8 protein-coding genes and 1 pseudogene are annotated in these 12075 nt (G+C 58.1%); all 9 read left to right on the top strand.

Going from position 1 to position 12075, the window contains the following annotated elements:
• The first annotated feature begins 38 nt into the window (after window positions 1-38).
• Entirely contained in the window at window positions 39-1955 is a 1917-nt protein-coding gene (locus tag BT116_RS01050; protein WP_072339242.1) for a GGDEF domain-containing protein, read from the top strand.
• Between the two features lie 248 nt (window positions 1956-2203).
• Window positions 2204-5083, top strand: a complete 2880-nt coding sequence (locus BT116_RS30040; protein ID WP_083569077.1) for a PAS domain-containing protein — start codon at window positions 2204-2206, stop codon at window positions 5081-5083.
• On the top strand, window positions 5080-5709 hold the full coding sequence (locus BT116_RS01020) for a response regulator (protein ID WP_072339241.1): 630 nt from the start codon (window positions 5080-5082) through the stop codon (window positions 5707-5709). Before BT116_RS30040 ends, BT116_RS01020 begins: the two co-directional genes overlap by 4 nt.
• 166 nt (window positions 5710-5875) lie before the next feature.
• Entirely contained in the window at window positions 5876-6517 is a 642-nt protein-coding gene (locus BT116_RS01015) for a response regulator (protein WP_072339239.1), read from the top strand.
• A gap of 253 nt (window positions 6518-6770) precedes the next feature.
• Window positions 6771-8405: a methyl-accepting chemotaxis protein gene (locus BT116_RS31640; protein WP_072339922.1), complete on the top strand. Its 1635-nt coding sequence runs from the start codon at window positions 6771-6773 to the stop codon at window positions 8403-8405.
• Between the two features lie 4 nt (window positions 8406-8409).
• The gene (locus BT116_RS01005) at window positions 8410-8931 is read left to right on the top strand and encodes a chemotaxis protein CheW (protein ID WP_072339237.1); all 522 of its coding nucleotides are present in this window, start codon (window positions 8410-8412) and stop codon (window positions 8929-8931) included.
• Window positions 8932-9097: 166 nt separating this feature from the next.
• Window positions 9098-10024 (top strand): chemotaxis protein CheW, encoded by a 927-nt coding sequence (locus BT116_RS30035; RefSeq protein WP_083569076.1) that lies wholly within the window; start codon window positions 9098-9100, stop codon window positions 10022-10024.
• Between the two features lie 43 nt (window positions 10025-10067).
• Window positions 10068-11216, top strand: a pseudogene (locus BT116_RS31635) (nitrate- and nitrite sensing domain-containing protein); the annotation flags it as partial.
• On the top strand, window positions 11211-12074 hold the full coding sequence (locus tag BT116_RS31630) for a methyl-accepting chemotaxis protein (RefSeq protein ID WP_371856148.1): 864 nt from the start codon (window positions 11211-11213) through the stop codon (window positions 12072-12074). The pseudogene BT116_RS31635 and the gene BT116_RS31630, both read left to right, overlap by 6 nt.
• The last annotated feature ends 1 nt before the right edge of the window (window position 12075 follow it).

Here is a 12075-nt window from a genome sequence, read left to right as displayed (position 1 = left end):
CGCCGCCGTCGGGAGAAGGCGGTAGAGGAAATCGATAGATGGTGGGAGAAAATTCCAGTGGCGTATCCCCTAAGCATTCGCTGACCAGGCGTGCCCTGCGCCTTGCCATATTGCGCATTGGTCTGGTTTCTCTGAGCGCGGGGGGGATTTCGTATTATTTCAACTCCACCTTGATCGAGTGGGAAGTGACGGGGCAATTGCTGCTGTCTACCGAGCAGTCCTTGCAGCGCGAAGCCTTGCCGTTTCGTGAAATCAAGGATCTGCAACAGAACTTTCTCAATGAGTTCAAGGAAATCCTGGCTCGTCCTGGCATGCAGGCCAGGCTGGTGAACGACTTCCAGCAGATTTTCTACCGTCACGAAGATGGCTCCTATACGCAGCGCCCGCAGTTGTTTGAAGGCCAGCCGTTGGCCGACGGACGCCGTTTTGCCGGGATGTCGGCGACCTACGCGCCTGACATTGTGCCCAATGACGACACCAAGGCGCGGTTTGCCCTGTCCTACATCTTGTCCCACAAGTACGGTTCCAGCACCAAGGGCCGACTGTTCAATTTCTACGGCGTGGTGCCTGAAAAGGGGTTTCCCATCTATCAGGACGCCGATATCGCCAAGGTGTTCACCTATTCGGGGCCGGATGCCCTCAAGCTTGAAACCTATGAGTTCTATGAGCGCGGCTTCGGCACACCCGGCAACGACACACTGTTTACCCGCATGTATTGGGATTTCTCCAACAACGCCTGGATGACCACCATCGCCACCGCCGATGTGGCTGATGCGTCCGGCAAGCACCAGATTCTGGCTTGTGTCGATGTGCTGCTCGATGAACTGATGAAGCGTACCGCCAGGCCCGCCATGCACGGCGCGTACAGTACGCTGTTCATTGCTGATGGGGAGGGCACGTTGATCTACGGCCCCACCGTCATGGAACAGGTCAAGAGCAGCGCGGGCAAGGCGTCCATTCAGTCGCTCCAGATGACCGAACATTACCCATTGCTCGAAGCCGTTTCTTCGCTGGTACCTGGTCAGGCGCGGATTATCCATACACAAGACGACATCGTCGCGATGGGCCTCATTCCCGATACGCCCTGGGTGCTCGCAGTCCACTATCCTCGGACGCTGATGGCCCCGGCCGTTCTCGATAACCTGCTCATCGTGGTCGTCCTTGGGTTGCTGACGCTGTTGGTGGAAATCTTTATCCTGCGCTCCATTTTGCAACAACAGGTGGCCGTTCCGCTGTTCCGGTTGCTCCAGGCGACGCGACTGCTCGGCGTGGGCAAGGAGCGTCTGCGGCCTGAGCAACTGCCAATCCAGTCCGCCGACGAGATCGGTGAACTGGCCCGGGCCTTTGCCCAAATGGCCGAACGCGTCCAGGACGCCCACGAACATTTGGAAATCAAGGTGCAGGACCGGACTTGCGAGCTCGAAAAAACCAATCGGCAACTGTATGAGCTGAGCACCACCGATGGCTTGACCGGCATTGCCAATCGCCGGCACTTCGATGAGAGGTTGGTCAGCGAATGGCGTCGCGCGTTACGCGCAGGTACCGTTTTGTCGCTGATGCTGATCGACGTCGATCACTTCAAGAAATACAACGACCATTATGGACATCAAGCCGGTGACGATTGTTTGCGAAACGTTGCCCGCACGCTAAAGGAGCATGCCCAGCGGGCAGGTGATTTGGCGGCGCGCTACGGCGGCGAGGAGTTTGTGCTTATCACCACCACCGGAGTAGATGGGGCGCTGGACCATGCTCAGGCAGTTTGCCTGGCGATGGAAAACATGGCGCTGCCCCATGCGATGTCACCCTTCGGTGTGGTCACCGTGAGCATAGGTCTGGCGGTCATGCCTTTTACCCAGGAGGGTGCGGTGGGCGACCTGCTCAAGCAAGCCGACCAGGCTCTTTACAGCGCCAAGGCTCGGGGGCGCAATCAGGTAGTGCTGGCAGACACTCAGTGATGTGTTCCAGATCGAGGATGTCCGTTGCCATAAAGAATCCATGGTCCACACTGAACCCATGGGCGATGGCGGACAACTGTGGGAGGTGCTATGAGTTTAAGGTGCCATTACACCTTCGACCCTTGGCCATGCAACCTGCCTTTGCCGGTCGCTCCCCTGTCACCCTATGCGCCATTGCGCTGATCGATAACAGGTTGCATGCAGATCGGACGCCGCCGTCGGGTGATGGCGGCAGAGGTAATCGATAGATGGTGCCAGAGAACTCCGAGGGTGTTTCCCCCAAGCATTCGCTCACGACCCGCGCCTTGCGTCTTGCCATCGTGCGCATCGGTCTGGTGTCGCTGGGCGGCGGGGCGATTTCCTATTACGTCAACTCCACCACGATCGAACAGGACGTGACCTGGCAATTGCTATTGTCGACCGAGCAATCCTTGCAGCGTGAGTCCTTGCCGTTTCGGGAGATCAAGGATCTGCAGCGGAACTTCCTCAAGGAGTTCAAGGAAATCCTGGCCCGTCCCGGCATGAAGGCCAGGCTGGTAGAAGATTTCCAGCAGATTTTCTACCGTCATGAGGATGGTTCCTATACTCAGCGTCCGCATCTGTTTGAAGGCCAGCCCCTGGCCGATGGACGTCGGTTTGCCAGGATGTCGGCGACCTATGCACCCGATATCGAACCCAATGACGACATCAAGGCACGATTTGCCCTGTCGTACCTGCTGTCTCATAAATACGGTTCCAGCACCGAGGGCCGACTGTTCAACTTTTATGGTGTGGTGCCGGAAAAAGGCTTCCCCATTTACCAGGATGCCGATGTCGCCAAGGTGTTCACCTACTCGGGCCCGGAGGCGCTCAAGCTTGAAACGTATGAGTTCTATCAACGCGGTTTCGGCACCTCGGACCATGAGACGCTGTTTACCCGGATGTACTGGGATTTCTCCAACAATGCCTGGATGACCACCATTGCCACGCCCGATGTGGTCGATGTTTCGGGCAAGCACACTATTCTGGCCTGTGTCGATGTGTTGCTTGACGCGCTGATGGAGCGTACGGCCAAGCCCGCCATGCAGGGCGCCTATAGCACGCTGTTCATCGACGATAGCGAAGGTACGCTGATTTACCACCCTTTCGTCATGGAACAGATCAAAAGCAGCGCGGGCATGGCTTCTATCCAATCGCTCCAGATGGTCCAGCACTATCCACTACTCGAAGCCGTTCCCACCCTGACGCCGGGTCATGCACGGATAGTCCAGACGCCGGATGACGTCGTCGCGGTGGGCCGGATTCCCGATACGCCCTGGGTGCTCGCGATCCATTATCCACGGACACTGATGGTGCCGGCCATTCTGGATAACCTGGCTATCGTAGTGATTCTCGGGCTACTGACCTTATTGGTGGAAATCCTGATCCTGCGCTCCATCCTGCAAAAACAGGTGGCCCATCCGCTGTTCCGGTTGGTCCAGGCGACACGGCAGCTCGGCGTGGGTAAAGAGCGTCTTTGTCCTGAACAATTACCCACCCGGTCCGTCGATGAAATCGGTGAACTGGCCCGCGCCTTTGCCAAAATGGCCGGACGGATCCAGGACGCCCATGAGCGTCTTGAACTGAAGGTGCAGGAGCGTACTCGCCAAGCCAGCCACCTGGTTGCCATTGCCAAGGAGAGGGAGCGTGCCGAGACGCTGCTGCTCGAGAGCGAACGGCGCTACCGGGACATCTTCGATAACTCCATGGACCCCTTGTTCCTGCTGGAACTGACCGATGAGGGCTTGCGCTACATTGAACTCAACCCAGCCTTTGAGCGGGCGACAGGTCAGGGGCGCACTGAACTGATCGGCAGAACCGTGGAACAGACACTGCCGACACATGCCGCAGCGGTGGCAATCGCCACGTATCGGCGCTGCGTGGACGGCGGTGTCCCACTTGACGAGGAACATGAGCTGGATTTGCCTGCCGGTCGCCTGACTTTCCACTCCACGCTGATCCCTGTCATTGGCCCCGATGGGCATGTGCAGAGGATTGTCGGCATCGCTCGCGACATCACCGAGCGTAAACACGCCGAACGACTGCTGCATACCCGTGAACAAGAGTTCCGCGCCTTGGTGGAAAACACGCCCGATATCATTGCTCGTTTCGATTTGCGGTGTCGCTTCTTGTATGCCAACCCCGCAGCGAGAGACTTACTTGGCCATCCCTTGGATTTTCTGCTTGGCAAAAACGTCTGTGAAGTATCGCCGGATTCGGATGTCGCACGATTCTTCCACCATGCGCTTGAACAGCTTATTGGTACGCGCGACGTTACCGAGGAGGAGTTATCGATCAGCGTTCCGGTTAAACGGGGCAAAGAGGTTTTCTGCTATCAGGTCCGCCTTGTGCCTGAACGTGATCGATACGGGGGGCTGGTGAGTATTCTTGCCGTTGGACGCAACGTCAGTGCCATGCGTGCAGCTGAGCAGCGCCTCAAGGAGTCCCACGCGCAGTTGCGCCAGCTGTCCAGTCACCGGGAGTCCACGCGCGAAGAAGAGCGCAAGCGCATTGCCCGGGAAATTCACGACGAACTGGGCCAACAGCTCAGCGCGCTACGCATTGGTATTTCGCTGTTGCGCCTGCAGTTTGGCAATGATCAACCGTTGTTGGTGGAACGGGTCCAAGTCTTGATGGGGCGCGTCGATGAAACCATTCAGGTGGTTCGCAATGTGGCCACAGCCTTGCGTCCCTCGGCACTCGACATGGGACTGACCTCGGCGCTCGAATGGCTGGTTTCCGAGTTCTCGAGCAACACAGGCATTGCCTGTCGACTGAAGGCGCCAACGGCTAGATTGGAACTCGATGACGAGCGTGCCACCGCCATCTTTCGCCTCATACAGGAATCGTTGACCAATGTTTCCCGCCACGCCCAGGCGAGTCAGGTGCATATTCGCTTGGAGTGTCTTGCCGAACACGTCGTGATTGAAGTATCCGACAATGGCAAGGGCTTCGATCCAGCGCAATTGCCCAAGGGCACACTTGGGATGCTCGGCATGCATGAGCGCGGACACATGCTTGGCGGAACGGTTAGCATAAGCAGTGCCCCGGGGCAGGGAGCCTGTGTGCAGGTGAGTATTCCCTTTCAGATAGACCCGGAGGACAGATGATCAAATTAATGATCGCCGACGACCACGCCATCATGCGCGAAGGCTTGAAACAGCTCTTCGCGTTGGCTGCGGATCTGCGTGTGGTGGCTGAGGCGGAAAACGGCGTGTTGCTGCTCGAGCGGCTGCGCCAAGGTGGTATCGACCTGTTGCTCTTGGACATGAGCATGCCGGGTATCAGTGGCGATGACCTGGTCGCGCGGATACGTGCCCATTACCCGCAACTGCCGATCCTGGTGTTGAGCATGCACAATGAGGTGCAGATCGCCCAGCGCGCGCTCCGCTCGGGCGCCTCAGGTTATCTCACCAAGGACCGCGACCCCGAGACCCTGCTCGCGGCCATACGTCGCGTAGCGGCCGGGGGGCGCTACATCGATGCCGGATTGGCCGAACAAATGGCCTTTGCCGCCTCAGGCCTGGGACCCAGCAATGAGCATGACGCGCTAACCGACCGGGAACTTCAAGTGTTGCGACTGCTCGCCCGAGGCCTGAGTGTCTCGAGCATCGCGACGGAGCTGGTCATCAGCCACAAGACCGTCAGCACGCATAAGGCGCGCTTGATGGAAAAGATGGGATTTCTCAGTACCGCCGATATCGTGCGTTATGCGATGAGCAAGCAATTGCTCTGATCGATCCACGCATACGCCAGCAGGACATGAGCAAACGTCGGGCATGCGTTGGCGCGTGCAATACGACCTAAGGCGTGTAGGCGTTCGGATCGCAGCATGCCACGCTCGCTACTGATCAGACCATGAGTCTGTCCTTCCCGGTAGCCCAGCCAATGCACTCAGAATCATGTCCAGATCCATCCGCCTGTTGATTGCCGATGACCACGCCATCATGCGCGAGGGACTGAAGCAGATGTTCGTTTTCGCCGACGATGTGCAAGTGATGGCTGAAGCCGAGAGCGGTGCCGCGGCGTTGGACAGGCTACAACAGGGCGATATTGATCTGCTGTTGCTTGATATGAACATGCCGGGACTCAGCGGCGTAGAGATGATTTCACGCATTCGCGCCCAGTATTCGGACCAGAAAATACTGGTGTTGAGCCTGCACGACGAACCTGAGGTCGCCTTGCAGACTATCCGGGCTGGCGCTAACGGGTACCTTTGCAAAGTGTGTTCACTCGAGACGCTGCTCGGTGCTATTCGTCGCGTGGCATCTGGCGCACGTTTTCTCGACCCTCAAATCGCCGAGCGCATAGCGCTTGGTAGCCCAGGGCCGGGACAACATCCCTATCACGGCGTGCTTACCGAGCGTGAGCTTGAGGTGCTGCGCCTGTTTGCCGGCGGCAGCAGCGTGACCCAAATCGCCGAAATGTTGACCATCAGCAGCAAAACCGTGAGCACTCACAAGGCTCGACTGATGGACAAAATGGGTTTTTCCAGTAGCGTGGAAATCATCCGCTACGCGGTGAGGCAGCAGCTTATCGAATGACAGCGGTGTTCTTTGAGCACCGTACCTGATTATTCACGGACGCAATCCGGCTTTCACGGGAGGGGTCAGAGGGCCCCTACCGAACCCATCAGAATACCTACCGAAAAAACAGTTCAACCCTATGTCGGCTTATCGCATAAGACCGGCATCATCGGCGCGTCTGCCGCCTTCCCGTTACTGCTCGTGAGCCGCAGCCTGCCGCCAATTTTGTCGACCGTGCGTCAAAGGAGAGTAAAGAATGTTTTTTTCCAGAATGGGTGTCAGTGCCAGGCTCGGCTCCGGATTTGCCGCCTTGCTCCTGATGATGGTGATGATGGCCATTGTCGGCATGAGCGGCCTTTTCAATGTGCACATGATCGTCAACGATATAACGAGCAATGCCTATCCCAAAGTTCAAATCAGTAATGACTTGGTCGGTAGCGTCAACGATACCAGTACTACTTTGCGTGATTTGATTCTTAAGACTGATGAACCGTCAATGAAGCAGCTTCGCGACAGGCTCAAGGCGATCCGCGAAAATCGCATTCGACAGATGGACGCCCTGGAAAAGTTACTGGACGACCCAGAAGAAAAAAACCTTTTCAGTAGCGTGCGCAGCGCTCGCATGGGCTATGCCCAGGTCGCTGACCGCGTCACGGAGTTGGCATCCGCAAATATGAACGATCAGGCAGCCGAGGTGCTTTATGGTGAGCTGGAGCCCGCACAGGCTCAATACGCCGGATTGCTTAACGACATGGTTGAAATGCAGGAAGAGTCGTTCGCACAGAACGATCAGCGAGAGCAGATGGAATACGACCATACTCGTTTCCTGTCTTTCACGCTTCTTGGTTTGGCGCTGGTTATCGGCTTAGGGCTGGCACTCTGGATAACGCGCAGCCTCACTCGTCAGTTGGGTGGCGAGCCGCAATTTGCCGCGGAAATTTCACGGCGGATTTCGGCTGGTGATCTCAGTGTGACCATCCCGTTGCGCCGTAACGATACTGATAGCCTGCTCGCCGCGATGAAAGGCATGGTCGAGAAGCTCTCGCAGATCATTGGTGAGGTGCGCGGCGCGGCCAACGCCCTGAGCGGCGCCTCCGAGGAGGTTTCCGCCACCGCCCAGTCGATGAGCCAAGCCTCCAGCGAGCAGGCGGCCAGCGTCGAGGAAACCACCGCTTCGATCGAGCAGATGTCTGCCTCGATCGATCAGAACACCGAAAACGCTCGGGTCACCGACAGTATGGCCGGTAACGCCGCCAAGCAAGCGGTCGAAGGCGGCGCGGCAGTCAAGGACACGGTCGCGGCGATGAAGAGCATTGCCGACAAGATCGGCATCATCGACGACATTGCCTACCAGACCAACCTGCTGGCCCTGAATGCGGCAATCGAAGCGGCTCGCGCCGGCGAGCACGGCAAGGGTTTCGCTGTCGTCGCGGCGGAAGTGCGCAAGCTGGCTGAGCGCAGCCAGGTTGCCGCCCAGGAAATCGGCGAGGTGGCGAAGGGGTCGGTGGCCCTGGCCGAACGCGCCGGCAGCTTGCTGGATGAAATCGTCCCCGGCATCGCCAAGACCAGTGACCTGGTCCAGGAAATCGCTGCGGCTTCGGATGAACAGTCCTCGGGCGTAGGTCAGATCAACACCGCGATGAACCAACTCAACCAGATTACCCAGCAGAACGCATCGGCTTCCGAGGAACTGGCCGCCACCGCCGAGGAGATGAGCGGTCAGGCCGAGCAACTGCAACAGCTGATGAGCTTTTTCAGCCTCACCAACCAAGGGGATAGCGGGCGCGGCGTTGCGACCACGCGGGCCAAGCCAAGCACCAATCTCATGGTCTCCGCGTCGGCAACGAGGTCCGGCAGCCCCAGGGAAATGGCTGTACCGGCCGGTTTTGTGCGTTTCCAGGAGTAATGCCATGAACCCGTTGAATAAGGTGGAACGCGCCGGCGGCGCGGGGCAAGTGCGACAGTACCTGACCTTCACCCTGGCCGGTGAACAGTTCGCAGTGGGCACGCTCAGCGTGAAGGAGATCATCGAATACGGCCAGCTCACCAGTGTGCCCATGATGCCGCCCAGTATCCGCGGCGTGATCAATCTGCGCGGCGCGGTGGTACCGGTAATTGACCTCGGGGCTCGCTTCGGTGGCCGGCAAGCGGAGGTCGGTCGGCGCACTTGCATCGTCATCCTTGAGGTGGACCATTCTGACGAGCAGCAGGTCATTGGCGTGCTGGTCGATGCGGTGAATGAAGTGTTGGAAATTGCCCCGGCGGATATCGAACCGCCACCGGCCTTCGGCGCACATATCCGCACTGACTTCATCCTGGGAATGGGCAAGGTAGAGGGGCGATTCGTCATCCTCTTGGATATCGCCCGGGTACTTTCGGTGGACGAGCTTGCTGCGTTGACACGGGTCTCGGAAATGCTACCCGGTGAGTAAGACGAACCGTGTGATGTACCCAGTAAAACAGTCCGAAACTGAAGTTCGAACGCTTGCGCTGCAAGTGTTCTGTGCAACCTGAGAAGCGGAAATATCATGTTCAAGAATATGCGAGTCAGTGTCCCTGTGACGCTCGGTTTCGTCGTGGGTTTTCAGGAATGATGCAATGGGCCAGTTGATCGATATGCATGAGGTGGGGTTCTGGCTGCTCCTGCTCACTCCGGGCCTGGCGATGCTTGTCTGGCTGGCGGTTAGCCTTTGGCGTGTGCCGAGGGTGACGACCAGACCTGTCGACCCGCACGCCGAGGCTGAGCCCGTCAGGTTGGAGCAACTCGCCCGTCAAACGATCGAGCAGCTCAACGATGCATCGATCGCGCTTAGACGCTCACTGGTGGATGTGGACGAGCATTCGACACATGAGAAGCCAGGCCCCCTGACGGGTTTGCCGGTACATAAACCTGGCATCACCGTCGACAAGGATTTTATTGACCTCGCTGACAAGATGTACGCGTTGGCTGAGCTGACCACCCACCTGCGGGATAAAAAAGAGGCTCTGGCGCGTGGCGGCATCGACCCTCAGTTGGCGGCTATCAGCCCGGCATCGAGCAAGCATTACTTGTCGTTCACACTTCTCGGTGAGCGCTTCGCGATCAATACGTTGAACCTCTACGCCATCGTCGAGGCCAGTCAACTGATCGTCAAGTCGGCCTCGACGCCAAAGTTGCACCGTGCGATCAGACTGCGCAATACCCTGGTACCGGTGATCGACCTGAGCCAGCATCTGGCTGGCCGCCCCACGCAAGTGGGCCCGCGCACGTGTGTCGTCATCCTTGAATTGGCTCGTGCCGATCATATGCAAACGATCGGTGTGGTGGTGGATGCCGTCGCTAATGTGCTGGAAATTTCACCGGCTGACATCGAACCGCCGGTGACAAGCGACAACAGGATCCGCAACGACTTCGCTCTTGGCACAGTCACGGTCAACCACCACCCCCTCACAGTGTTGGATCTGGCGCGGGGACTTTCGGTAAACGGCTTCATTCTGCCTTGCGCAAATGTTCAACCGATGGCGCGAGAGCGATTGCCGTCATGAGCGTTCACCTGCAAGTACCTGACAACGTGCGGAGAGCCAATCCATGAAAGTGTTAGAACGCCTGTCTTTGCCCGGCAAGTTCACGTTATTGGCACTGCTGTGTCTGGCGTTGATTGCCGCGCCGACCTCCCTGTATGTACTCGGGGCCTTGAGTCAGAGTCGCCAGGCTGTCCAAGAGTCTCGTGGCATGCAACCCGTGCAGCAACTGCTTCACCTCATTCAACTGATGCAGCAACATAGCGGGCTCTCTTCGGCGGTGTTGGGCGGCAATCGCGCTTTAGATGGAGAGAGACAAAGCAAGCTGGCCGAAGTGGAGCGCGAGTTCGAGCGAACCGAACGCGAACTCCACGACGCGTCGGTTCCTTCCTCCTTGCTGGAGTCTTTGCAGCAGGTGCACCGGCTGTGGGGCGAACTGGCGCGCGATATTTCGCTCGTCTCAGTCGATGGCGCGCAGAGTATGACGCGGCATGTCCGATTGATCACCGCTTGTCTTCAAATTGAAGATTCGCTGCTGGATCACTTCGAGTTGTCGTTGGATCCGATCTTCGAAACCTACTATCTGATCACTGGTGCCTTGGTCGAACTGCCGCAGACCAGCGAGTTGCTTGAACAACTGCGCGCGACGGGTGCCTTGTACCTGGCGCAAGGGAAAATACAGCCCGGGCAGCGCGCCGTGCTGAGTGGCCTGACGACTCAGGCGATGGATAACTTCGACAAGTTGAATCGCGCCTTCACCAAGGTCAATACCGTCAGCCCGCAATTCAATGCACTGCTGAGTGCTCCCCTGACGGCACTGCGATCGCAGGTCGAACAGACACTGAAATTGACCGACACACATCTGATCTCGGCCAGTGTCCCGCTGTATCCGGTCGCTGATTACATAGCGGCCTATACGCGAACCATCGACACTTTGTTCAATTTCAACCGGCCGGCGTTGGCTGCGCTTGCCGACGCGCTTGCTGCGCGACGCGACAGTGCCCGCAACGATGTGATTCTGATGTCGGCCGGCTTGCTGGTGTTGTTTCTGGCCGGGTCTGTGTTAGCAACTTCGATGGTATTGCGTCTTCTCAAGCAACTTAAGGTCGCGTTAACGGCCGCCGAACGCATCACCACGGGCGACCTGAGCTATCCGATCGACTCGTTCGGAACCGATGAGCCAGCCCGTTTACTGCACGCGTTGCAGCGGATGCAAGAAGGACTGCGCGGCACGGTCGAACATATTATGCGCTCTGCCGAGCGACTGGCCTTGACCGCCGGGGAGTTGAGTACGGTGACCCAGGATGCCACGCGTGGTTTGAACCGACAGAGCGGCGAACTGGATCAGGCCGTCACCGCGGTCAACGAAATGACCACTGCGATTGCGGATGTCGCGCGCAATGCCGCCTCAGCTTCCGAGGTTTCTCAGTCCACCGAGCAACGCTCTCTAGACGGCCGGGGGAGTGTGGGTCGGACTGTGGCTTCAATCGAGTCGCTGACGGGTGATATCGAGAACACCACAGACACCTTGCAGTTTCTGGCAAAACAGACTGGCGCAATCACCACCGTGCTTGACGTCATCCGTGGTATCGCCGAGCAGACCAACATGCTGGCCTTGAACGCAGCGATCGAAGCGGCAAGGGCAGGGGAGAGCGGGCGCGGTTTTGCCGTGGTCGCGGACGAAGTACGAGCCTTGGCGCAGAGGACCCAGGAGTCGACCAAGCAGATCGAGAGCATTATCGACTCGGTGCAAAAGGGCAGCCAAGGTGCTCTCAGCGCCATGCAGGACAGCAGCGGCAAAACAAGAAAAACATTGGAAGTTGCCCGCGAGGCGGGCTTGGCGTTGGGTTTGATCGCAGAGGCGATCGTGCAGATCAACGAGCGCAACTTGAGCATTGCCAGTGCTACCGAGCAGCAGTCCCACGTGGCCCGTGAAGTCGATAGCAACCTGCTTAATATTCGCGATGTTTGTGTGCAAGCGTCGAGCAGTGCGAACCAGACTCATGCATCCAGTCGTGAACTCGCGGGCCTGGCCGATGAGCTCAATGCCCTGGTCAAGCACTTCATTGTTTGAG

This window comes from Pseudomonas sp. NFACC16-2, from assembly GCF_900119205.1.
GTDB classification, from domain to species: Bacteria; Pseudomonadota; Gammaproteobacteria; order Pseudomonadales; family Pseudomonadaceae; genus Aquipseudomonas; species Aquipseudomonas fluorescens_Q.
This window is presented reverse-complemented; position numbering and strand designations above follow the sequence as displayed.

Excerpts from the sequence above, each read along its gene's own strand:
- BT116_RS01050 (WP_072339242.1), top strand. The coding sequence starts at position 39 with ATGGTGGGAGAAAATTCCAGTGGCGTATCCCCTAAGCATTCGCTGACC.
- BT116_RS30040 (WP_083569077.1), top strand. The coding sequence starts at position 2,204 with ATGGTGCCAGAGAACTCCGAGGGTGTTTCCCCCAAGCATTCGCTCACG.
- BT116_RS01020 (WP_072339241.1), top strand. The coding sequence starts at position 5,080 with ATGATCAAATTAATGATCGCCGACGACCACGCCATCATGCGCGAAGGC.
- BT116_RS01015 (WP_072339239.1), top strand. The coding sequence starts at position 5,876 with ATGTCCAGATCCATCCGCCTGTTGATTGCCGATGACCACGCCATCATG.
- BT116_RS31640 (WP_072339922.1), top strand. The coding sequence starts at position 6,771 with ATGGGTGTCAGTGCCAGGCTCGGCTCCGGATTTGCCGCCTTGCTCCTG.
- BT116_RS01005 (WP_072339237.1), top strand. The coding sequence starts at position 8,410 with ATGAACCCGTTGAATAAGGTGGAACGCGCCGGCGGCGCGGGGCAAGTG.
- BT116_RS30035 (WP_083569076.1), top strand. The coding sequence starts at position 9,098 with ATGGGCCAGTTGATCGATATGCATGAGGTGGGGTTCTGGCTGCTCCTG.
- BT116_RS31630 (WP_371856148.1), top strand. The coding sequence starts at position 11,211 with ATGCAAGAAGGACTGCGCGGCACGGTCGAACATATTATGCGCTCTGCC.